We start from the raw sequence: 20,896 nt of genomic DNA on the forward strand, positions 1-20,896 counted from the left end.
AGCAAGCTCCCTCGCCACACCAAGCCCCGCAATGATCAGAGCAACCATTTACCAGGCGCAGACTTCAGTCATCCATATCCCGACCGCTCAACAGGCGACTGATCATCTCCATCGAAAACCCGCGATAACTCAGGAAGCGACCTTGCTTAGCCCGCTCACGCGCATCAATGGGCAGATGACCGGCAAACTTGCGCCGCCAGGTTTCTTCCAGTTGTGCCTGCCAACTGATGCCGCACTCACGCAACGCGAGTTCGATATCAGCCCGCTGCAGGCCACGCTGGCTCAGCTCTTCACGAATTCGTGCAGGGCCATAGCCGGATCGGGCTCGGTAGGAGACGAAACTTTCGAGGTAACGGGACTCCGACAGCAGCCCTTCTTCCGTCAAACGGTCAAGGGCTGCGTCGATCATCTCGGGATCTGCGCCACGCTGACGCAGCTTACGCGTCAGCTCGACTCGACCATGCTCGCGCCGTGCGAGCAGGTCCATTGCAGTGCGCCTTACGGCGACGGGTGTATCCAGGACAACGCTCATCGTTTGCTTCAGATGTCAGTGTCGACTTCTTCTACTTCTTCAACCGGCTCGCGGTTGGCGGCAGCCTTGACGTCAGGTGCCGGGGTCAGCAACTTGTCGCGGATCTGCTTCTCGAGCGTAGCGGCAACATCCGGGTTATCCGCAAGGAACTTGGCCGAGTTGGCCTTGCCCTGGCCGATCTTGCTGCCGTTGTAGGCATACCAGGCACCGGATTTCTCGACGAAACCGTGCAGCACGCCCAGGTCGATCATCTCGCCGTTCAGGTAGATACCCTTGCCGTAGAGAATCTGGAACTCGGCCTGACGGAACGGCGGGGCCACCTTGTTCTTCACGACTTTAACGCGGGTTTCGCTACCGACAACCTCGTCACCTTCCTTCACCGCGCCAGTACGACGGATGTCCAGACGGACCGAAGCGTAGAACTTCAGCGCGTTACCACCGGTGGTGGTTTCCGGGCTGCCGAACATCACGCCGATCTTCATCCGGATCTGGTTGATGAAGATCACCAGGCAGTTGGCGTTCTTGATGTTACCGGTGATTTTACGCAAGGCCTGGGACATCAAGCGGGCTTGAAGGCCCACGTGCATGTCGCCCATTTCGCCTTCGATTTCAGCCTTGGGTACCAGGGCTGCCACGGAGTCGACCACGATCACGTCGATGGCGTTGGAGCGCACCAGCATGTCGGTGATTTCCAGCGCTTGCTCACCGGTGTCCGGTTGCGAAACCAGCAGGTCGTCAACGTTGACGCCCAGCTTGCCGGCGTATTCAGGATCCAGGGCGTGCTCGGCATCGACGAACGCACAGGTGGCGCCCATTTTTTGTGCCTGGGCAATCACCGACAGGGTCAGGGTGGTTTTACCGGAAGATTCAGGACCGTAGATCTCAACGATACGGCCTTTTGGCAGGCCGCCAATGCCGAGCGCGATGTCCAGACCCAGAGAGCCAGTGGAGATAGCCGGGATCGCCTGACGGTCGTGATCGCCCATACGCATTACGGCACCCTTGCCGAATTGACGTTCGATCTGACCCAGGGCCGCAGCCAAGGCTTTCTTCTTGTTGTCGTCCATTAAAGTCCTCACGTAATCAATAAGGCCTGGCGGCCAACACCTGTATAAGTAGACAGTATTGTTCCACAAAGATCCGTGATCGCCTACCCCTGATTTTCTATTTCTGCTGCAGCTCGTCGCAACAAGCCCTCTAGCGCGGCCTTTACCGTTTGTCGGCGGACCTCGTCGCGGTTGCCGGGGAAGTGTTCGAGCTCGGCGGTAACCTCATCGCCCACGCCCCAGGCCAGCCATACGGTGCCCACCGGCTTGTCCGGCGAACCGCCATCGGGCCCGGCCACGCCGCTGACTGCCACGGCAAAACGCGCCAGGCTTTTCTCCTGGGCGCCCCGCACCATCGCCTCCACCACTTCGCGACTGACGGCACCGACCTTGGGGAACAGGGCCTCCGGCACATTCAGCTGCCGGGTCTTCTGGCGATTGGAATACGTGACATAGCCCGCCTCGAACCAGGCCGAACTCCCGGGAATCCGCGTGATTGCCTCGGCGATACCGCCGCCGGTGCACGACTCGGCCGTCGTGACGTGGGCATTGAGAACCTGCAAGCGTCGGCCAAGTTCAGCGGCGAGTTGAGTAATTTCCTTCACGGTCATCTCCTGGAGTGGACGGGCATTCGCCTACCCTACAGGAGCCCATGGGCCATGCAAGTTACAAGAGACTAACGCGCGACAGCCCGGACATACGCCTGGCAGGCGCGCAAGGCGATCATTGCGTTATCGCCGTCGTCGGTGATGCCGATAATTCGTTGAGCATGCGCCGGGTCAAGTCGGGCTCGCGGGGCGCCATGAACCAGGCTGCCGGAGGGGGCGGTGGCTGGCATTGTACAGCCGCTGGCTGAATCGCTGGCGTCGAGAAGGACTGACAACCGCACATCAGCAGTGGCCAGGCGATCCCGCAGGTGAGCCTGAGCGCGTTGTGCATCGGAAAGCTCCCGGGTGTGTTGTTGGTCGCTGGCGCTGAGTTGTTGCTCCAGTGCCAGCCGTTTGTCCTGTTCGGCCTGTTGTTGCTGGCTGAGTGCTGCGGCATGCAGAGCCTGCAGGTGCTCGAGTTGTGCGCCATATCGCCAAGCCTGTACCTGCCAGGCAACACCCGCCGAAACTGCGAACAACAGGCAAAACCCAAGCAGGCGATACGACGTCAGGAAGCCCATGACACCGCCTTCGCCCGCGCCCACAGTTGCATACGGTTCTCCAGACCGTTGAGGCCACCATTGATGCGCCGGGTGATCGTGGTGAACTGGTCCTGGTCAGCCAGCTCGTTCAAGCCATTGCGCTGCCAGAACCACGCGGCAGATTCGCACGCCCATTGCGGCGTCTCCAGCAACTCCGGTTGGTGCAACAAACGCTCATCGCCGAACAGTGCCTGACTGCACGCCAGGTAGTTGCGCCGGCCGGTGATCTGGATCAGGCCGCGGCCGCGATACTTCTGGCCATCGCCATCAGCTTCCGGGGAGTTGCCCAGGCGGGCGGCCAAGGTACCGGTGTCGTATTTGCTCAGGTATTGATCGCTGCCCAGTTCACGTACGTAGCGCAGTTCGCCGGATTCGTGGCCGATTTGGGCGAGGAAGGCGGCGATGCGTTTGGGTGTGGTGATTTGGTGACGTGCAGTAGCCTCGTTTAAAGGAGCTAAAAAAATGCCCGCTCTAAGGCGGGCTCCAGGCATTACCTGGATAAGTTGAGGGAGTGTTATCAGCATCGTTTTTTACTCTCACACGCCCAGATATTTACTGAGCAACAGCGTCCAACCAAGGCCATCCAGCGGGCCGTTTGGCTATCGAGGGGATAGGGTAGAAGGAACCGATCGAGCACGTCATTGCGGTGACGACAATCCGTTCGCCTTGATCGTGCATCGGTAGCTTTCCTTGCGTTTGCCGACGGCCGTCAGCGTGTCGATGGACCAGCGCCCCTGCATGAAGCCGGGCCAGGTTTCATCCAGCACCAGCAGCCCTTCGGCCTGGAACGCCGGGTTGCCGGGGCATATCACATTGATCTGCAGGCCTTCACGGCTAACCCGGCGCATCTCGCCTTCGGCCGCCGTCCTGGCTTCGTCTTCGCTCTGGTAGCGCTGGGCAAGGACTTTGAACGGCGCACCGCCCACCTCCACCTCACGTTTCTTGCAGGTAGCGACATCCCACCAGGACGCCTTGGCCCCTTCGAACTTGGCCCGGCTGGTCTCGGTAAAACTGGCGCTGATAAACGCGCGGTCGCCCGGACGGTTATCACGAGTGACCGACAGCCGCACTTCTTGCAGCGGCTTGCCCGACAGCGAGGTGATCTGGCCTTTACGGCCCAGCACATACAGCTCGTCGACAGGCTTGGCCACCGCATCAAAACGCTTGGCAAGTCGGGTCAGGAAGCTCATGTCGCTTTCGTTGGTCTGGTCGATGTGAGCGATCTTTTCAGCGTCCAGATCCGGCGCGACCCTGGGTGAGAATCCATAACGTATGGTCAGTTGGCGGAACAGTGCGCCCAGGGTGGTCGGCCCATGGCTGGCTGTGCGGCGCTGTTTGAATTCGTCCTGGTCGAACGGCGCCGCCGTGGCCACCAACACCAGGCGCAGGGGGAACAGGTACGGGGTGCGCTGGGTAATCTTGAAGAGCCCCTTGTCCTCCAGGCCGGTCTCCAGGTAACCGACCCGCAGGCCGATCCTCCCACCCAGGCTGGGCAATCCCTCAAGCCCTTCGATGTCGAGGGTCAGCTTGAGCTGGTCGGAGACGAAGCCTGCGGCATCGGTGTGTTCCCACTCCAGTAATCGCTCGTTGAGCAGCGCGGCATTGGTCCCGTAAATTTCCACCGCCGGTGTGAATCCAAGTGCCATGGTTCCTCCTTAATCCCAAACCGAAACCGTTTTTTTTGCGGCGGGCCGCGCGTCCAGCTCCGGTACGATTACACCGATGCCGGCCGGCAATACCGCCCCGTGTTCCGCGAGGTCCGGGTTGAGATGCCACAGTGCTTCCTCGGCAGCGTCGTCGCTGCGACCCAGTTCGCGGTAGAGCAGCAGGTTGACGGAGTCACCGGCAATACTTCGGACTCTACGCATTGACGAATTCCTCCAGTATCAACGTCCAATTGATCAGCATGGCGGTGCCGTCGTCGATCACGTTGGCTTGTTTCTCGTCCACCGATTTGATCGTCCACAGCCCCCAGTTACGGCCAATCCCGTCCACCAACGGCAGCGGTGTACGCAAGGCCTGCAAGTCGCGCAGTTCGTCGAGCCTGGCCATGCCAATGCCACGCGCCGCCTTGCCGGCAAAGGTCAATGTTTCGAGGGCCTGGCCGGTCTGGCTGGACTTGGGTTTGCCGGCAATGATGTCCAGCGCGACCCAGCCACCGCTACTGTTACGGTCGAGGGTCGCGTAGGCAAACCCGCGCGACAGCCCGAAAATAAAGCTGCCCAACACCATTTGTTGTCGCATTAAACCGCTCCATCGGTGAGTGCCGCGTCGCGTCGCGTCGCCAGCAGGTTGTCCATCGACAGCGGCGTGAACTGCGCCTCGATCTGTTGCACGACGAGCGCCGCCAGCGCCTGGTAACTGGTCTGCTCGGGTGCGGTAATGTTGATCTGCGGGGCGAAGTTGATTTGCCGGTTGTCTGTTTGAGCGTTGGGAAGGCTTTGGCTGACCTGTTCGGGTGGCGGGAGACGGTCGTCACTGCTCATGACTTTCTCGCCCAGGCTCGCCCCGACGTCGCTGCCGACGAACGTGCCGACGACGCCGCCCACCACCTTACCGATTGCACCGCCGGCAAAGCCGCCGATCACACCGCCCAACACTGTGCCGGCGCCCGGAATAATCGAACCCAGCGCCGCCCCGGCGAGCGTGCCAACGGCTCGCCCAATGGCCAGCCCTGCAACCTCGCCGGCCACACCACCCGCGACGCCACCGCCTATCGACCCCACACTGGCGCCAACGGACTCTTTCAGGGTGCCATTGCTCGCGCCCTTGATGAGATTGATACCCGCGTCTGCCACCACCAACGCCAACGAACCGCGCTTCGCGATTCGGCTGGCTCTGTTGGTTTTCGTGGGCGCATCAGGGCCTGAGTTTTTGCCTGGCGTGCGCTCGCCCTGGCGTGTGTCGCTACCTTGTGACTTCCCTTTGCTGCCGGACGGGTCGGACTTGTTGCCACCGGCATCGCGGGGCGCGTCACCCTCGCCCAGGACTTTCCCGGCGACCTTGTCGAAGACTTTGTCCACGACAGTGCCGCCGAGCTTCTTCGCCAGCGGCACCATCACCACCGCGGCCAATGTGAGGGCGGCCGTGGCTTTGGGCAGCGATTCAGCCAGCCAGCCCAAGCCATTGACCACTGAGGTCAGCACCGTCAGTGCGCCGTTTTTCAGGGGTGCAATCGCCGTATCGGAAGCTGTCTCCAGGCGGGTGGTACTGGCCTGGAAGGCTTGTTCATGAGCTTGCGTGGAGTCTGCCCGCCCGGTCGCCGAACGCATGACCGAGCCCTGGTCTCCCAGGACCGAAGTCGCGTAAGTCGACTTGTCGGCCACCGCCGAAAAGGCCTGCTTCAGCGTGTCGATTACCGGCACCAGGCTCAGAATCGAGCGGTTACCGTCGAACAACTGCGTGGCCAGTGCCGCCTGCCTTTCCTGGGGCTGCGCCTTGAGCGCCTCGAGGACCGTCAGCACTGTTTGCGGTGCGTCCTGCTTCATGCCTGCCGCAAGCACCTTCGGGTCAAGCTTGAGCTCTGCCCAGGCAGCACGCTGCCCCTCGGAGGCACCGTCACCCTTGGCCAGCGCGGCGCCGACTTTTTCCACCGCAAGCCCGGCAGACGCCCGGTTGTTACCAACCGTCAGCAACGCCGCCGAAAACGCCGCTACCTGCTCGGGGCTCATGCCCGACGTTCTCGCGGCAGTGCTCTGGCGCACAATCGAACCAATATCCACCGCATCGGCCTTGAGCGAAGCGTGGGAACCCAGCACGTTGGTGGCGTCAGCCAGATCCAGCGCCTGCGGGCGATCCAGCTTCATCGACCCACGCCAGCCGCCCATCATCTCGCCGGCCGTCTTGATATCGGTCTGAAAGGCCGCGGCGATGAGCGCGCTATCGCGGGCGAACTGCAGCAAATCAGCCTGGCGAGTTTCAAGGTCCTTGCCTACGCCGGACCGGGCCCCCACCTGCTCCACCCTTGCCAGGTCGACAGCATCTGCGCCACTTGCGGCAACCATCGGGTCTGACGCCAAGGCCAGGTTGGCTTCGCGCAGTTGTGTGCGCTCATGCCCGGCAAACCCCACCACTTCATGCAGGTCGGTCATCGCCGTTTCCAGCGCCTGCGAGGGTTTGACGGTATCGGATGAGGCGCCGCCCTTGCTATTGCCCTTGCCGGTTTTCAGGGCACCCATCACATCGAGCAATGAGCCGTTGAACCTCTCCAGCGTGTCGATGAGCCGGGTCTGCCCCGTGACCAGTTGCGTCAGTTGCGCACCGACATTCGCCAGTTCCTGGCCCGGCACGGCCTTGGGTACGGTATCAAGCAAGGACGGGCCGGCAAGCATCGGCGCAATCGGCTGGATGCTGGCGCCTGCCCCGGCCGTTTCAAGCGAGCCGTAAATCGCCTCGCCGTCCCTGGCGATGAGCGACCTCAATCCAAATTTACTGTCTGCCATCCGCTCTACTCCTGTTTGACGCCAAGGCGAGTGATCGCGATGTCGTAGCGGCGCAATGCTTTTCCGGCGTCCCAGTCCAGGATTTCCGCTTCATTTACCGAGTAAATGAGCGGCACGATGTCGAGAATTACTTCGATGTCGCGCTCCGAAAGAAGTCCGCCGGTTTGTTTAAAAAATCGTCGATGCGCCCCTGCAGTTCGGTCCAGTCGGGCACGCTGAGGTCGGCGAGATCCGGGATCATCAGGCCGGTGCAGTGGGCAGTGATGAACTCGGCGCGCTCTTTGTTGGTGGCGAGTTTTTTCATCGCCTTGGTGGCACGCAGGGCGGGCATTTCCAGGATCAGGCTGGTGAGACGGCGGCCGCCGGTGTCAAGCGGCAACAGCAGCGAGACGTGCTCACTGGTCGCCGATTCGCGGGGCTGCTCGTCGGCGTCGAGGAAGTACGAGGCAGGCCGGGTCGACATGTCGTGCACGTACTGGGCGATGCTCACATAGTCCGGACGCTTGAGTTGGTCGAGTTCTTTTTCCGACAGGCCGGTGGCGAGTTTGGCCAGTTCGAAGAACTGATCGTCCTCGTCATCACCGGCCCGGGCCAGCGCGTCTTTTTGCGCGGCGTAGAACAACGGCTTGAGTTGAATCTGCTCGATCAGCGCGCCGGTATCAGCGGTGATCGGCGACAGCAGGATGTGCAGCGGAGGCATCCAGGCCATGAATCAATTCCTTGGTGAAGTATGGGAGCGGGAAAACCCGCTCCCGGGGGCTTAAGGCATCAGTACCGCGCGGCGGGCATCGCCAAGGATGTCGACGCCGTTGAGCACAAACTTCTGGGTACGCACGTCGATGTCGATCACCGGGATGCCGTTTTCCAGGCGGTTGTAGGTGCGGCAGGAGAACTCCAGGGTGAGGGCGGGTTTATCGCCCATCTTCAGGGTTGTCTCGGTCAGGGTTTTCAGCTTGCCGCCGATGGTGTGGTAGGTGAAGTAAGTCTTGCCGTCCTGGTCCTGGCCGGCTTCACGCACGTTCAACAAAATGTCATCGCCCAGGCGCACCCCCAGGGCAAGCATGATTTCCGGACCCGCACCTTGCAGCTCCAATGTGGCGTTGAGCACTTTGGCGCTCTTGGCCATTTCTTCGGCGATGAAACGTCCGCCGGTCATCTGTTCCATGTCGAAGTCGATCTTCGGCGGTGCGAACGAGGTGACCGTCGCCGACAACGGCAGGCCTTGAAGGGTGGCCGCCATGGCCTGTCTGATTCGGTTGGTAAACATTAGAGAACGTCCTCCAGGAACTGCTCGATGATTTCATCGCGGGCGTTGAGTTGATAAATCATGTGTTCGTTCGGCGCGTAGCGGCCGTAGTCGATGACGATGAACCAGGTGCCGTTCTTGTACTTCTCGACACTGTTCAGTTCAGGGTGCAGGTACACGCTGCCGCCTGGAATGGTCTCGTCGGCCACCAGGGTTTGCAGCCAGTCGTTGATGCGCTTGACCTCCTGGTCCATGAACGACTTGGTGAGGTTCTTGGCCATGGCTTTCTGGCCGGCCTTGACCAGCTTGCGGCTGATCGCATCTTCCAGGCCCACGTAGCTGATGAACTTGCCGGTGATGGAGCGGTTACCCAGCAGCGAGAAGCCGCCGAGGATGGTGCGGGCGTAGTAGCTCACGCCGTAGCGGTTGAGCAGGTCGCCTTCGGTGGAGGTGTCGAGGATGTTGTACTCAACCACGCGGGACACGTCTTCGGCGAAGGTCACCTGATTGCCCGGGCTTTCCCATTGCTTGACCTTGGCCAGCGCGGCGATGGCCAGGGACGACGGCGCCAGGAACACGTTTTTCTTCGCGGCCTTGGAGTACACCGACGGCATGTTGTGCACCAGCAGGCAACGGTCGAAACCGAGATCGGCACCGCCCAGTTCGCCGCTGTAGGTCACCTGGTCGGCGACGGTTGCGTCCTTGCCGTCCAGCACCACACGGGCCTTGATGCGCTTGCCGAAGGAGGCGAATTCGCCGGCCACGGCCTTGGTGCCGGTGAAACCCGGGGCGCCGATGATGGTCAGGTCTTCGGGGACGCTGGCCAGGGCGGCGAGGCCCAGTTTGCGGCCGGTGACCGGCTCTTCACCGCCGATTACGTTATTGATGGTGTCGGCCGGGGTGGTGCCCTCGTCGACGATCACTACGTAGACCGGCACCTTGACCACTTTGAGGATCTGGTACACGGCGTGGAACAGCGTGCCGGTTTCAGCGCCGGTGGGGTCCAGCAGCGCCTGGGTGGTGAAGCTGTTGATGCGGAACGGGGCGTTTTTCGGAATCGACGCATGGGCGTTGGGGGCGGTGCCCACCAGGCCGATGACGTTATCGCCCAGGCCACCCATGGCCTCGGGGGATTCAGTGGCATTCACGGTGATGCCGTTATGTTCGAAGTTCAAAACCTCAGCCATGATCAGTCAGCCTTCTTCGGGGTGGAGTTGAGGACGCTGGTCAGTTCCAGGCGGCCAGCGGTGCGCAGGGCGGATGCTTCGACGTCCAGCAGTTCCAGTTCCTCGCCGGCGGTAGACCAGTGGCCGTTGCCGGTGGGGAATGGAATGAGGACGGTGTAGGTTTGGCGATTGGCCATAGGTGGATCTCCAGGCGAAAAAAAACCGCGAAGGCGGTTTTGTGTGACTGTCACGAGAATGGAACATGGGACCGTTAGGCGATCTGCTAACGCTCTTTTTAAGGAAGTGCTAGTTGTGGTAATTCAGAAACGAAATCTTGCGGACTGAACACCTCGCGCGTCTCCTGCTCGACGGCATCAAACTGCTCATAGCAGTAAGCCCAGCACAGCGACCGCCAGGAACGGAAGGCCTGGCCCTGAGCCTGAAAGCGCGGTACTGCCGGCTCATCGGCATAGCTAATCGCATTCTTGATATCGTCATATCCTGCGGACTTGGCCGTCTGATCCAGAAACGCCTGAACTACCGCAACACACTCAAGCTTGCGCTGTTCCCACGTCAATTCGGGCGGTTCCAAAATAATGGGGCGATTACCATCGGCCCCGATCACTTTGCCAGAGGCTTGAGCTGCGAAAAGTGCTTGGTACTCTTCAAGACTGACTTCCCGCAGCTCTCCTGCGAGCGGCAGGCAGCAGTCCGGATTTGCCACTTCAATCAAGGGTGGTTCTGCCGTGACATCTGCAATGCCAACGGTAGGCCGTTGCGCTTCAGGGGCGCTGGGATCAACTTCCCAAGCGGGATCCGGAATGTTGACCATAGGCCTTTCCCACGTCGGATCGGGGATCCGAAGTGTCCGCTCGCCATGGGCTCGGGTATCGTAAAAACCTAATGTTTGGGCATGAAAGAAAATCGTCATAGTCAGTAGCCTGTGGCCTCCCAGTAAATATCATCAGGTGAGTTGAACGGGCCGGAAATAACCGAAAACTGCGTATTGCTGACGATCAAGGTATTAGTGCCCGTTGCGGCATCGGAGTAAAAGAGACTCGTCCGGCTTGCAACAAGCGATGCACACCGATTGGGGAACGCGATAGGAAAACTGCGATGGGTGACGGTATCCGAAGCGCCCAAGGTAATTCCCCACTGCTTGATCATTCCCGTCTGGGCACATTTCCACCAACCATTGGGCCCAAGTGAGGCCGTATTTTTAAGCACGGCTCCCGGCACGTCGGCTGTGGCCGGCGGCAGGTTTGTCAGGCCGGCGGCGTTGCCGCTGTAGATGCCTGAGATCGACAAATGCCCCCCTTCGGTAAGGGTCATGGCGTTATTCGTTCCGCCCACATGAGTGACGACCTGTGCCGGCGAGGTGCTGGTTCCGCCGGAATAGGCCTCCATTGCCGCGAGGTGTCGCTCATTCCAGCACGTTGCTCGCCACACCATGTATGCCAAGTAGTTTGCCGGCGCATTGATCTGCACAGCTGGCGAGCGGCCTCGCCATGCTACAAATCCGCCGCCCATGTCAGGTAGTTCAAAGCTGGCGGTGCCTGACATCAAGCCACCCGTGGTGGGTAACTTGGAGTTGTCGGAAATCGCGATGTTGGCCGAGCCATCGAATGGCACACCATTGATTTGGCGTGGTGTTGCCAGCCGGGAGGTTGTTCCGGAGTTTCCGGACACATCAATATTGTAGGAACCTTGCAGTCGTGCAGCGGGTACCGCCCCCTTCGTCAGGGCGCTCGCGTTAAGGTTAATGAGTTGGCCACCCTCGCCGATGTAGGCGCCCTTGATGGTCAAGTTACCTTGGCCTTCAAATAGGAAAGCGCTCGGCACAGCTCCCATATGAAGTGCTACTACCGGGAGCGAGGTAGACGTTCCACCAGAGTAGACATCCATGGACGCCAGATGACGTTCCCCCCACATCGTCCCCTTCCAAATAGAGTAACCATACGAGTTGATCGGACAATTGATCTGGATGGCGGGGATACGCTTTTGCCAATCGACAAAGGCCCCTCCCATGCCAGAAAACTCTGCGCTGATTGCGCCAGTCATAGTTCCGCCTTTTACGGGCAACTTCGACTCATCCGTCAGTTTCCCGAACATCGACGCAACTTCATCTTTCGTATAGGCATCCCTGATGCCCATCTCAGCCAACGTTCCAGGGTTCGTGCCGCCTATGGTTCGACCATATTTGTCGACAGTCAGAACTTTGTAGGTGCCCGCCTGAACACCACTTCTTCCCGCCAGCATCTCGAATACCAGCGGGGTGGAGCCCAACGCGATAACCCCTTTGCTGACCAACTGCCACAAAGAGCCTCCATAGGCAGTGCCCTCTTCGACAATTACGCTAAGTCCAGGAGTGACTCTTTGACTGGAGCTGGCATCCATCGAGCGCGACCAGGCACTATTGGCAACAATATAAATACCGTTGTCCTTCGCCAACGTCTGACCTGCGACCAGTACGCGTTGGCCAGCAATCACTGCAACCCCATCGATTTGCTGCGCGCCACTCAGGACGATATTTGCCGTAGCCGCCACACGAACCGACTGCTTGCTATCAAGCTTGGCCAGCTCGTCGCCGAGATAATCAACAACCCATGCCCGAGTTGCCTTGACGACAGTGTCATCAATCAGCAATGTCACCAGAGACGCATTACTCGTTTCGAAAATCGAGCGGATGTAAAACTCTTTGCCCGACCCAGATGTCGCCAGTACGGGTTTGAACGACTCCGGATACTTGACGATGGCGTACAACACGCCGCTATCGGTCCAGATACCCGCCTCGCGCACATACCACCCACCGACATCTGACGGAATCGTCACCTCTGCCAGGAGCCAGCTGGGATTTTTCTCGTCTTGGAAAAGGGCATTCAATGGCCCCCGCCATACCTCACGCTTCAATGCTTTGGCGGTCGCATCCGGGTTATAGACAGCGCCGTTGCCATCACCAACCGAAATTTGTGCAAGCTTGATCGGAAGCCCAGCAGCCTTGCAGGCAGTTTCGTAGGCAATTCCATCATTGGTAAGAAGAGTATAAAAGTCGGCCATTTAGGACCTCTGTGGATAAATAGTGAGCGTCTCGACGCTATAAAGCCCCGCGGCAGAGAATGCATTGCCGGCGGCTTTCAGACCGTCGATAACAATCGGATGGATAATGGTAAGTTCGCCGCATACCGTCGCGGCAGCGATGGAATGGGTACCAGATGCGCTCAATCCCACAGAGACCGACAGGATGTCGCGTTCGCTTTTTGCAGCGACTAATCGCTGGTCCAGTCGAGCGTCCATTTCTTCGCTGTAGGCCAGGCTTGTGAACGCTCTCACCGAAAAACTGTAAGGCGCACCGATTGGCGTTTGCTCGTACCACGAGCGAACCTGCGGGACCAACTGCAACCCTGTAGCGGCGTTTTCCAGCGCTTTACGTGTACCGGACTGGCGAGCGGTCGGCCAAGCGAGCTTCACCGTGCCCCTCTTTTCAGCCTCAGGAGCACTGGAACTCCATTCAGTAACACCACGATCTGCAGCCAGGTACGGTAAGAATTCCACTGGCGTCTGCAGCGGGTTCATCAGGGCGGGAAAGGGGGGCGTCACCCGATCGAGCAATTGCCCGAAACCCAGGTCCAGCGCCTTCTCCAACGGCGAACTGTTGGCGGGCAGCAAACTGCCTTTGGGCTCACTCATAGCGTGCGCACCTCCACCTCGACACCCGTGCAATACGGAGCCTGGAACGCGGTGGTGACGATCGGCTCCAGCGGTTCAAGGATTTGCAGTTGTGCAGCTCCCGCCGAGTGGATGGCGTAGTCGATCCAGCTCGGGTCCACCCGCCCTTCCAGGCGATGACAGGACTCTGCATAGTCTTGCAGCAGTTTCTGGGCGGCGACTTGAGTGAGCCCGGAATCCGGGCCGGCGTTGATCTTCGCCACCACGCGGATTTTGTAGCGCAGGATCTGCGCCCCCTGCACCGTGACGAGATCCGTTTCCGGTCGCACGTCAGGCCGGGCGAAATGCCGACGTACACCGTCAAGCAGATCAGCAGAAGGTGTGCCATCCCCGTCTCTGGACAGGACCGTGACCATCACTTCGCCGGGCGCGGTTCGACGGCCATTACCATCCTTGACCCGTGCCGCGTAGCCGTCCGGGTCGAAGGTATAAGTGACCGTCACCACACCCGGGGTAGCACTTTGCACTTTCACCGATGGACGCTCACCGAGGGTGAAAACCTCCCGGCGATACTGCATCCGCGAACCCGCCGCCGGAGCGTGAGGCGCGAGGTAATAACGCAACCGGGCGTCATCGTCGCTCTCCAATGTTGGCGGTACCGGCGGGAAAGCCGCCGGGTCACCAGGGTCGAGCACCTGGCGCTCAAGGCCCATGTCCGCCAGGCGCGCATCGAGGTTGCTGCCGGTAGCCCACCACGCCAGCATCTGCTTGATGCGGGCGTTGTATTTGCGCTCGTGGGTTTGCAGGCGAACGCAAAAAGCTTCCAGCGCCAACGTCAGCAACTCGCTCTCGTTCTCCAGGCTGACCTTCAGCTTGGCGGCATTTTCTGGTGCACGAGTGGCGACGTAATCGACGACAAACGCCTTGAACTCCGCCAGCAACGGTTCGAACTCATCGACGGCAATGATCGCTGGCTCAGCCAGCTGGTTCTGGCCGGGTATCAGCATGCTCATGTCACCACCTCGAAGGATTGCTTGCGGTTTTTCCAGGTGCCGGCGAAGCGCAGCAACAGGCCGGCGCCCTGGCGGTTGGCGACGATGACTTGCGGCTCGAAGTCGGCGATGCCGTTCTGCGGGTTGTAGAACGCCTGGGCGGCATGGCTCTGGGCGAGAATCAGCAGGTCATCGCCGAGGTTTTGCCCGAGCAGCTGCGGGATCATCGAGCCGTACAGCGGGCGCTTCTGGCGAGTGCCCAAGGGCGTGGTCAGCGCTCGGGTAGCGCGCTGCACAAATTGCAGCCAGTCATCGACCGCCGCCCCGGTGTTTCTATCGATTCCGATCATGGGATGTCCTTGTCAGGGGCTGATGACTCGACCCTGGTGGTCCACCACCGGGCCGCTGAAGTGCGCGCCGCCTGCATCCAGCAACAGGCTGGTGCCGCCGACTTGCAGCGTGACGCCCTGGGCGCTCATCGTGAGGCTGGCGGCGCCGACCTTGATGTCGACCTGTTCGCGGGAACCTGTGAACGTGGTGGGGCCATTGACCCAGTTGAAGGTATGGCTGGCGTCGTCGTAGTCGCTCTGGGTACCGTCCTGATGGCGGCGCCGGGTCAGTGTCGAAGCGCTGGAGACCGGTGGAAAACGGTCACTGTTCAAGCCGAACAAGGCCACCGATTGCGCCCCGCCCTCCCCGGCGCCGTAGTTGAGCAGCAAACATTGCTCGCCTACTGACGGGATGCGGGTTTCCGTCTGCGCTCCGGCGCTGGGGTTGAAAAAGCGGATCGCCGGGGTGAGCAGTTCGCCGTGGCTGACCTTGCAGGTATTGCTGGCGGCGTCGACCTCCTGGCACACGCCGATTCGGCAGAAACTTTCGGCGCGTCGATACAGGTCTTCGAGCTGGCTTTCCATTTCCGCCAGGCGCTCCACGATCGGCCCCAGCTGCATGCGTAACAGCGCGTCGAACATGGGCTACTCCGCCAGCGGCTTGTATTGGTCGGGGTCGTCGATGTTCGACACGTCCCAGGTGCAGGCAAAAAGCGGCTTGCCTGTGGGATCGTTGAGCAACGGCGGCCCGATATAGAGGGTTTGGGTGAACGTGACGGTCCAGGTGTCGTAGTCCGTCTCCGCGCTGGTGCGTATTGAAGGCGCAGCGACAATGCTGGTCGGCAGGTCGCACTGCGCCTGCGGCAGGTTCCAGCGGTTATCCAGCACCAGGTCCATCAGTTGGCTGGCCAGGTCGCAGGCATCAAAGGGCAAGGCACCCGGGGCCACCATGGCCTTGAGTGAAATCCCTAGAGCATGGGCCTTGCGCCCCTCGCGGGAGCGAAGGCCCGGCCCATTGCCTTCGACCGTGATCAACACGCCGGTGTTGTTCGCGCCGCCCTGAAAGTCCTGATGAGTGCCGACCTTAAGTTCCGGAAACGCCCTGCGCAGTGCCTCGCTGATGGCCTGGGGCAATTGGGAGGGTTTTTCGATAAGTGTCATTTAAGTAGCGTCCTTGCAACGGTTACTGCGGGTCCCGGCCAGGGCCTTCGTTGACGCCGATGCGCTTGGCCGCCCAGCGTTCATAAAGGCCGATGGCCACGTCGGCGCCGGCCATGGCGGTCAGGCACCCAATGGCGCCGGCCGTCCAGATCGACATGCCGGCGGCGTAGCACAGCATCAGGGCTGATACCCCGCACACCATGCAGGCCCCCGAACGCAGGGCCAGGCGCCGCATAAGCGACCAACCACGGGCGCCTTCCTTGTCGGCGCGCCACATTTCTCCGGAAACCCCGCCAATCACCGCCAATACGATGACCAGCCAGATAGGCATTTCCGCCAACGCTTGCTGCTCGTTTGTCATGTCACGCCTCCTGGAATGAGTGATACCGGCAGGTCGCCGGTTGTAGGTGTTTGTTTCAATTTGAATGGGTTCTCTAGGTAGGCATTCCAAAAAGCCCGGTTGCCCGGGCTTTTCAGTAATGATGTCCTCGAACTTTCGGCGCTACTGGCGCGGTACGGTTCTTTCCTCAATGTTTTTCCGACCACGATCCCTGTCTGCCGGATAACTGCTTCTGGTGCTTTACGCTGCACACCCGGGCCAGTTGCCAACCCTCTGAACCGTTAAGGCCGGTTCATCGCTGCCTGTTCTTGAAGCGGTTTGAAACTAAAGAGCGTCGGCATCCTTGCCGGTATTGCCTGGCATCCTTGCCATCGCTTCGATGGCGTCCTTGCCGGTGTTGCGTAACGTCCTTGTCTTCCTTGGCAGCATCCTTGCCGCCTCCACCAGGCCTTCTTGGCTGGCTTGAGATGAAGAATATGCATGTATGCATATACAGTCAATGCACAAATGCATTTATTTTTGCACAAGAAATGCACAGGTGCATTTATAGCCCCGCAGGCAAAGGATTTGGTGGTTTTACGCAGACGAAAAAAAGCCCGCTCACTGGCGGGCTTTGTCTTACACAGAAGGGTTAGCGGGCGTACATGCCCCACCAGAAAACGTGACCAAGGATGCTGATCTGTTCATCCTGGATTTCCTGGAAGCTGTAGTCCTCGTCCGGATGTTCATCGCGGTTGAAGCTACGCAGGCGAATCCCGGAAGGCAGGCGATAGAGCTGTTTCACCCGTAGCTGGCCGTTGTGATTGATGGCGTAAAGATCGCCATCGACGATGTCACCAATCCCGCATTTGCCCGCATTGACACCTACGGTGGCGCCGTCGCGCAGCACCGGCAACATACTGTTGCCGCGCACCGTCACGCACTTGGCCTGGTCGAACTGCACACCGTTATGCCGCAGGCTGCGCTTGCCGAACCGCAGGCTGGCCTTCTCGCTTTCCTCGATGACGAATCTTCCTGATCCAGCAGCCAATTCAACCTCGCGCAGAAAGGGGATCGACACCTCGTCATCATTAACGGGTGTTTCGTCGTCCCACAGGCTTATGTCCTTGAGTTCCGAATGCATCGGGTCACGCTCGTCCGACCGCGCCGGCACCAGCCCTGCGCGCCCGCGCAGCTGATCGGTGCTGACCTGGAAGTAATCGGCGATGCGCGAGATGTGCTTGTCCGACGGATCAACGATCTTGCCGCTGAGGATCCGGGACAGTGTGGATTGAGGCACGCCGGTACGCCGGTGAAGCTCCGTGGGGGAGATCCGGTCGCGGTCCAGCAGCTCTCTTAAGACGATAGAAACGTTGCGTTTTTGCATAACGCGGATAGTGCAGGCAGTTTTGATGCTTGGCAAATGCTAATTTGCATATTTAATGCATGGAGCAGCGAATTTGACCTGACCGTTTGTGCACTGCGAAGCCCCGACCGCGCGTGTTAACCTTGCGCCCATTGCAAAAAATGCTGGGCCAAGCGCCCCCTTTGCCCCATCACTTTCAACGAATTTGCCAACTATCCAATGAGTAAAAACACTTCCGATCTGTCCTCCCACACCCCGATGATGCAGCAGTACTGGCGCCTGAAAAACCAGCACCCTGATCAGTTGATGTTCTACCGCATGGGCGATTTCTACGAGATCTTCTATGAAGACGCGAAGAAGGCGGCCAAGTTGCTGGACATCACCCTGACCGCGCGCGGGCAGTCGGCCGGACAGTCAATTCCGATGTGCGGGATTCCATATCATTCGTTGGAAGGTTACCTGGTCAAGCTGGTGAAGCTGGGCGAGTCGGTGGTGATCTGTGAGCAGATCGGCGACCCGGCCACCAGCAAGGGCCCGGTGGAACGCCAGGTGGTGCGTATCATTACGCCGGGTACGGTGAGTGATGAGGCGCTGCTGGATGAGCGTCGCGACAACCTGATCGCGGCAGTACTGGGGGACGAACGCCTGTTCGGCCTGGCAGTCCTGGATATCACCAGTGGCAACTTCACGGTGCTGGAGATCAAGGGCTGGGAGAATCTGCTGGCGGAGCTTGAGCGCGTCAACCCGGTGGAGTTGATGATCCCGGACGACTGGCCAAAGGACCTGCCGGCGGAACGTCGCCGTGGGACCAAGCGTCGTGCGCCGTGGGATTTCGAGCGTGATTCGGCGCTGAAAAGCCTGTGCCAGCAATTCTCCGTGCAAGACCTCAAGGGCTTCGGTTGCGAAACCCTGACCCTGGCCATCGGCGCCGCCGGTTGCCTGCTCAGCTATGCCAAGGAAACCCAGCGCACTGCCCTGCCGCATTTGCGCAGCCTGCGTCATGAACGCCTGGACGACACCGTGGTGCTGGATGGCGCCAGCCGTCGCAACCTGGAACTGGACACCAACCTGGCCGGCGGGCGCGACAACACCCTGCAATCGGTGGTCGACCGTTGCCAGACCGCCATGGGCAGCCGCTTGCTCACCCGCTGGTTGAACCGCCCGCTGCGGGATTTGACCGTGCTGCAAGCCCGCCAAACCTCTATTACCTGCCTGCTCGACCGCTACCGCTTTGAAAAGCTGCAACCGCAGCTCAAGGAAATCGGCGATATCGAGCGGATCCTGGCGCGGATCGGCCTGCGTAACGCGCGGCCCCGCGACCTGGCACGCCTGCGCGATGCCCTCGGCGCCCTGCCGCAACTGCAAGCGGCGATGACCGAACTGGAAGCACCGCACCTGCAGCAGCTGGCAGTCACCACCGGCACCTACCCGGAGCTGGCGGCGCTGCTGGAAAAAGCCATCATCGACAACCCGCCCGCGATCATCCGTGACGGTGGCGTGTTGAAGACCGGTTACGACACTGAGCTGGATGAGCTGCAATCCCTGAGCGAGAACGCCGGGCAGTTCCTGATTGACCTGGAAGCCCGTGAAAAAGCCCGCACGGGCCTGGCCAACCTGAAAGTCGGCTACAACCGCGTGCACGGCTACTTTATCGAGTTGCCAAGCAAGCAGGCCGAGCAGGCGCCGATCGATTACCAGCGCCGCCAGACCCTCAAGGGTGCCGAGCGCTTTATCACTCCGGAGCTTAAAGAATTCGAAGACAAGGCGCTGTCGGCCAAAAGCCGCGCCCTGGCCCGGGAGAAAATGCTCTACGAAGCCTTGCTCGAAAGCCTGATCGACAAGCTTGCGCCGTTGCAGGACACCGCAGCCGCCCTGGCCGAGCTGGATGTACTGAGCAACCTGGCCGAGCGTGCCCTGAACCTTGACCTGAACTGCCCGCGCTTTGTCAGCGAGCCGTGCATGCGCATCGTGCAAGGTCGCCACCCGGTGGTGGAGCAGGTGTTGACCACACCGTTCGTCGCCAACGACCTGTCGCTGGACGACGACACCCGCATGCTGGTGATCACCGGTCCGAACATGGGCGGTAAATCCACCTACATGCGTCAGACCGCGTTGATCGTGCTGCTGGCGCATATCGGCAGCTTCGTGCCGGCGGCAAGCTGCGAATTGTCACTGGTGGACCGCATCTTCACCCGGATCGGTTCCAGCGATGACCTGGCCGGCGGCCGTTCGACCTTTATGGTGGAAATGAGCGAAACCGCCAACATCCTGCACAACGCCACCGAACGCAGCCTGGTGCTGATGGACGAAGTGGGCCGCGGCACCAGCACCTTCGACGGGCTGTCCCTGGCATGGGCGGCGGCCGAGCGTTTGGCGCACCTGCGGGCATATACGCTGTTCGCGACGCACTACTTCGAACTGACCGTGCTGCCGGAAAACGAGCCGTTGGTAGCCAACGTGCACCTCAATGCCACCGAGCACAACGAGCGCATCGTGTTTCTGCACCACGTGCTGCCCGGCCCGGCAAGCCAGAGTTACGGCCTGGCCGTGGCGCAACTGGCGGGGGTGCCGGCCGAGGTGATTACCCGTGCTCGCGAGCACCTGAGCCGCCTGGAAGAAACCGCGCTGCCCCATGAGATTCCCGTGGCCAGCCCGGCCAAGGCCAGCAACAAACCCAGCGCGCCGCACCAGAGCGACATGTTCGCCAGCCTGCCTCATCCGGTACTGGATGAGTTGGCTAAGCTTGACCTGGATGACGTGACGCCGCGAAAAGCGCTCGAAATGTTATATGCACTGAAGACTCGGATATAACGCAGACGCTTGCAAGCTGGTAGACTCTCGCGCGGTTTGGGATGCTGCGGGCTTTTAGCCTGGCCTGCAGACTATCGCTCCCGAACCTCGCGAGCCCTGCCACAAAGGGTTTCGCTGCCGCCGCCTGAGGAGAAAATTAGAAATGACCTTCGTCGTCACCGACAACTGCATCAAGTGCAAGTACACCGACTGCGTAGAAGTGTGTCCGGTGGACTGCTTCTACGAAGGCCCGAATTTCCTGGTCATCCACCCGGACGAGTGCATTGACTGCGCCCTGTGTGAACCAGAATGCCCGGCCGTCGCTATTTTCTCCGAGGACGAAGTCCCGGCAGAGATGCAGGAATTTATTCAGTTGAACGTTGAGCTGGCGGAAATCTGGCCGAATATCACTGAGCGCAAAGACCCGATGCCGGATGCGGCAGAGTGGGATGGCAAAAAAGGCAAGATTGCCGACCTCGAACGCTGATAGCGTCGATGCCCTCCAAAAGGCCCCTTGCGGGCCTTTTTGCATTTCTGCGGGGCGGGTTTCACTTTTCTACAGGCAAAAAAAAGGGGCGGTATGACCCGCCCACATTTTTTCCCTAGTCCCTGTGTTCCTTTTCATCGTCCTGATGAATCGCATCCTGCGAGG

General features: G+C 60.3%; 24 protein-coding genes. 2 read left to right on the forward strand and 22 right to left on the reverse strand.

The features are described from left to right. Positions 1–64 precede the first annotated feature (64 nt). The 22 genes from recX to HX824_RS23940 form a co-directional block, all read right to left on the reverse strand. Positions 65–532 carry a recombination regulator RecX gene (gene recX, locus HX824_RS23835; RefSeq protein ID WP_003208644.1) on the reverse strand — a complete coding sequence of 156 codons (468 nt, stop codon included), beginning with the start codon at positions 530–532 and terminating at the stop codon, positions 65–67. Between the two features lie 8 nt (positions 533–540). Beyond that, positions 541–1,599: a recombinase RecA gene (recA, locus tag HX824_RS23840; RefSeq protein ID WP_003208645.1), complete on the reverse strand. Its 1,059-nt coding sequence runs from the start codon at positions 1,597–1,599 to the stop codon at positions 541–543. 83 nt (positions 1,600–1,682) lie between these two features. After that, positions 1,683–2,183: a CinA family protein gene (locus HX824_RS23845; RefSeq protein ID WP_003208648.1), complete on the reverse strand. Its 501-nt coding sequence runs from the start codon at positions 2,181–2,183 to the stop codon at positions 1,683–1,685. Positions 2,184–2,254: 71 nt separating this feature from the next. Further along, positions 2,255–2,746 carry a lysis system i-spanin subunit Rz gene (locus tag HX824_RS23850; RefSeq protein WP_177055183.1) on the reverse strand — a complete coding sequence of 164 codons (492 nt, stop codon included), beginning with the start codon at positions 2,744–2,746 and terminating at the stop codon, positions 2,255–2,257. Beyond that, entirely contained in the window at positions 2,734–3,291 is a 558-nt protein-coding gene (locus HX824_RS23855) for a glycoside hydrolase family 19 protein (protein WP_023659218.1), read from the reverse strand. Before HX824_RS23855 ends, HX824_RS23850 begins: the two co-directional genes overlap by 13 nt. A 114-nt stretch (positions 3,292–3,405) precedes the next feature. Next, positions 3,406–4,413, reverse strand: a complete 1,008-nt coding sequence (locus tag HX824_RS23860; protein ID WP_177009847.1) for a phage late control D family protein — start codon at positions 4,411–4,413, stop codon at positions 3,406–3,408. Between the two features lie 9 nt (positions 4,414–4,422). Continuing rightward, complete coding sequence (locus tag HX824_RS23865) at positions 4,423–4,635, reverse strand: tail protein X (RefSeq protein WP_177055185.1); 213 nt, start codon at positions 4,633–4,635, stop codon at positions 4,423–4,425. Next, positions 4,628–5,011, reverse strand: coding sequence for a phage tail protein (locus HX824_RS23870; protein WP_003208656.1), 384 nt, complete (start codon positions 5,009–5,011; stop codon positions 4,628–4,630). Before HX824_RS23870 ends, HX824_RS23865 begins: the two co-directional genes overlap by 8 nt. Next, positions 5,011–7,209: a phage tail tape measure protein gene (locus HX824_RS23875; RefSeq protein WP_134327262.1), complete on the reverse strand. Its 2,199-nt coding sequence runs from the start codon at positions 7,207–7,209 to the stop codon at positions 5,011–5,013. Before HX824_RS23875 ends, HX824_RS23870 begins: the two co-directional genes overlap by 1 nt. A 127-nt stretch (positions 7,210–7,336) precedes the next feature. After that, positions 7,337–7,918, reverse strand: a complete 582-nt coding sequence (locus HX824_RS23880; RefSeq protein ID WP_003208660.1) for a phage tail assembly protein — start codon at positions 7,916–7,918, stop codon at positions 7,337–7,339. 51 nt (positions 7,919–7,969) lie between these two features. Beyond that, a complete protein-coding gene (locus tag HX824_RS23885) occupies positions 7,970–8,476 on the reverse strand; it encodes a phage major tail tube protein (RefSeq protein ID WP_102604880.1) in 507 nt (168 codons plus the stop codon). Further along, positions 8,476–9,642 (reverse strand): tail protein, encoded by a 1,167-nt coding sequence (locus tag HX824_RS23890; RefSeq protein WP_003208663.1) that lies wholly within the window; start codon positions 9,640–9,642, stop codon positions 8,476–8,478. The genes HX824_RS23885 and HX824_RS23890 overlap by 1 nt, the downstream gene beginning before the upstream one ends. A 2-nt stretch (positions 9,643–9,644) precedes the next feature. Beyond that, positions 9,645–9,818, reverse strand: coding sequence for a hypothetical protein (locus tag HX824_RS23895; RefSeq protein WP_008433539.1), 174 nt, complete (start codon positions 9,816–9,818; stop codon positions 9,645–9,647). A 98-nt stretch (positions 9,819–9,916) separates the two neighbouring features. Next, the gene (locus HX824_RS23900) at positions 9,917–10,552 is read right to left on the reverse strand and encodes a hypothetical protein (RefSeq protein WP_177055187.1); all 636 of its coding nucleotides are present in this window, start codon (positions 10,550–10,552) and stop codon (positions 9,917–9,919) included. 2 nt (positions 10,553–10,554) lie between these two features. Then, entirely contained in the window at positions 10,555–12,678 is a 2,124-nt protein-coding gene (locus tag HX824_RS32680; RefSeq protein ID WP_008433537.1) for a phage tail protein, read from the reverse strand. Further along, positions 12,679–13,308 (reverse strand): phage tail protein I, encoded by a 630-nt coding sequence (locus tag HX824_RS23910; protein WP_008433535.1) that lies wholly within the window; start codon positions 13,306–13,308, stop codon positions 12,679–12,681. It abuts the gene before it with no gap. After that, positions 13,305–14,300, reverse strand: coding sequence for a baseplate J/gp47 family protein (locus tag HX824_RS23915; RefSeq protein ID WP_087695286.1), 996 nt, complete (start codon positions 14,298–14,300; stop codon positions 13,305–13,307). Before HX824_RS23915 ends, HX824_RS23910 begins: the two co-directional genes overlap by 4 nt. Then, positions 14,297–14,629, reverse strand: a complete 333-nt coding sequence (locus tag HX824_RS23920; protein ID WP_003208675.1) for a phage baseplate protein — start codon at positions 14,627–14,629, stop codon at positions 14,297–14,299. The genes HX824_RS23915 and HX824_RS23920 overlap by 4 nt, the downstream gene beginning before the upstream one ends. A 12-nt stretch (positions 14,630–14,641) precedes the next feature. Beyond that, a complete protein-coding gene (locus HX824_RS23925) occupies positions 14,642–15,250 on the reverse strand; it encodes a phage baseplate assembly protein V (protein WP_003208676.1) in 609 nt (202 codons plus the stop codon). Between the two features lie 3 nt (positions 15,251–15,253). Next, the gene (locus HX824_RS23930) at positions 15,254–15,769 is read right to left on the reverse strand and encodes a hypothetical protein (RefSeq protein ID WP_177055190.1); all 516 of its coding nucleotides are present in this window, start codon (positions 15,767–15,769) and stop codon (positions 15,254–15,256) included. Between the two features lie 22 nt (positions 15,770–15,791). Beyond that, positions 15,792–16,130 carry a phage holin family protein gene (locus HX824_RS23935; RefSeq protein ID WP_003208680.1) on the reverse strand — a complete coding sequence of 113 codons (339 nt, stop codon included), beginning with the start codon at positions 16,128–16,130 and terminating at the stop codon, positions 15,792–15,794. 610 nt (positions 16,131–16,740) lie between these two features. Continuing rightward, positions 16,741–17,475 carry an XRE family transcriptional regulator gene (locus tag HX824_RS23940; RefSeq protein ID WP_023659216.1) on the reverse strand — a complete coding sequence of 245 codons (735 nt, stop codon included), beginning with the start codon at positions 17,473–17,475 and terminating at the stop codon, positions 16,741–16,743. 198 nt (positions 17,476–17,673) lie between these two features. Here HX824_RS23940 and mutS point away from each other — a divergent pair, with 198 nt between their 5' ends. Continuing rightward, complete coding sequence (mutS, locus tag HX824_RS23945; RefSeq protein WP_008433521.1) at positions 17,674–20,265, forward strand: DNA mismatch repair protein MutS; 2,592 nt, start codon at positions 17,674–17,676, stop codon at positions 20,263–20,265. 142 nt (positions 20,266–20,407) lie between these two features. Further along, entirely contained in the window at positions 20,408–20,731 is a 324-nt protein-coding gene (gene fdxA / locus HX824_RS23950) for a ferredoxin FdxA (protein WP_003208688.1), read from the forward strand. Positions 20,732–20,896: the final 165 nt, after the last annotated feature.

It is taken from the genome of Pseudomonas sp. D4002, from assembly GCF_013385665.1.
In the GTDB taxonomy this organism is placed as follows: domain Bacteria; phylum Pseudomonadota; class Gammaproteobacteria; order Pseudomonadales; family Pseudomonadaceae; genus Aquipseudomonas.

What these genes read in the sequence shown, in the direction of transcription:
- recX (WP_003208644.1), bottom strand. Translation starts at nt 532, where the DNA reads ATGAGCGTTGTCCTGGATACACCCGTCGCCGTAAGGCGCACTGCAATG.
- recA (WP_003208645.1), bottom strand. Translation starts at nt 1,599, where the DNA reads ATGGACGACAACAAGAAGAAAGCCTTGGCTGCGGCCCTGGGTCAGATC.
- HX824_RS23850 (WP_177055183.1), bottom strand. Translation starts at nt 2,746, where the DNA reads ATGGGCTTCCTGACGTCGTATCGCCTGCTTGGGTTTTGCCTGTTGTTC.
- HX824_RS23855 (WP_023659218.1), bottom strand. Translation starts at nt 3,291, where the DNA reads ATGCTGATAACACTCCCTCAACTTATCCAGGTAATGCCTGGAGCCCGC.
- HX824_RS23860 (WP_177009847.1), bottom strand. Translation starts at nt 4,413, where the DNA reads ATGGCACTTGGATTCACACCGGCGGTGGAAATTTACGGGACCAATGCC.
- HX824_RS23865 (WP_177055185.1), bottom strand. Translation starts at nt 4,635, where the DNA reads ATGCGTAGAGTCCGAAGTATTGCCGGTGACTCCGTCAACCTGCTGCTC.
- HX824_RS23870 (WP_003208656.1), bottom strand. Translation starts at nt 5,011, where the DNA reads ATGCGACAACAAATGGTGTTGGGCAGCTTTATTTTCGGGCTGTCGCGC.
- HX824_RS23875 (WP_134327262.1), bottom strand. Translation starts at nt 7,209, where the DNA reads ATGGCAGACAGTAAATTTGGATTGAGGTCGCTCATCGCCAGGGACGGC.
- HX824_RS23880 (WP_003208660.1), bottom strand. Translation starts at nt 7,918, where the DNA reads ATGGCCTGGATGCCTCCGCTGCACATCCTGCTGTCGCCGATCACCGCT.
- HX824_RS23885 (WP_102604880.1), bottom strand. Translation starts at nt 8,476, where the DNA reads ATGTTTACCAACCGAATCAGACAGGCCATGGCGGCCACCCTTCAAGGC.
- HX824_RS23890 (WP_003208663.1), bottom strand. Translation starts at nt 9,642, where the DNA reads ATGGCTGAGGTTTTGAACTTCGAACATAACGGCATCACCGTGAATGCC.
- HX824_RS23895 (WP_008433539.1), bottom strand. Translation starts at nt 9,818, where the DNA reads ATGGCCAATCGCCAAACCTACACCGTCCTCATTCCATTCCCCACCGGC.
- HX824_RS23900 (WP_177055187.1), bottom strand. Translation starts at nt 10,552, where the DNA reads ATGACGATTTTCTTTCATGCCCAAACATTAGGTTTTTACGATACCCGA.
- HX824_RS32680 (WP_008433537.1), bottom strand. Translation starts at nt 12,678, where the DNA reads ATGGCCGACTTTTATACTCTTCTTACCAATGATGGAATTGCCTACGAA.
- HX824_RS23910 (WP_008433535.1), bottom strand. Translation starts at nt 13,308, where the DNA reads ATGAGTGAGCCCAAAGGCAGTTTGCTGCCCGCCAACAGTTCGCCGTTG.
- HX824_RS23915 (WP_087695286.1), bottom strand. Translation starts at nt 14,300, where the DNA reads ATGAGCATGCTGATACCCGGCCAGAACCAGCTGGCTGAGCCAGCGATC.
- HX824_RS23920 (WP_003208675.1), bottom strand. Translation starts at nt 14,629, where the DNA reads ATGATCGGAATCGATAGAAACACCGGGGCGGCGGTCGATGACTGGCTG.
- HX824_RS23925 (WP_003208676.1), bottom strand. Translation starts at nt 15,250, where the DNA reads ATGTTCGACGCGCTGTTACGCATGCAGCTGGGGCCGATCGTGGAGCGC.
- HX824_RS23930 (WP_177055190.1), bottom strand. Translation starts at nt 15,769, where the DNA reads ATGACACTTATCGAAAAACCCTCCCAATTGCCCCAGGCCATCAGCGAG.
- HX824_RS23935 (WP_003208680.1), bottom strand. Translation starts at nt 16,130, where the DNA reads ATGACAAACGAGCAGCAAGCGTTGGCGGAAATGCCTATCTGGCTGGTC.
- HX824_RS23940 (WP_023659216.1), bottom strand. Translation starts at nt 17,475, where the DNA reads ATGCAAAAACGCAACGTTTCTATCGTCTTAAGAGAGCTGCTGGACCGC.
- mutS (WP_008433521.1), top strand. Translation starts at nt 17,674, where the DNA reads ATGAGTAAAAACACTTCCGATCTGTCCTCCCACACCCCGATGATGCAG.
- fdxA (WP_003208688.1), top strand. Translation starts at nt 20,408, where the DNA reads ATGACCTTCGTCGTCACCGACAACTGCATCAAGTGCAAGTACACCGAC.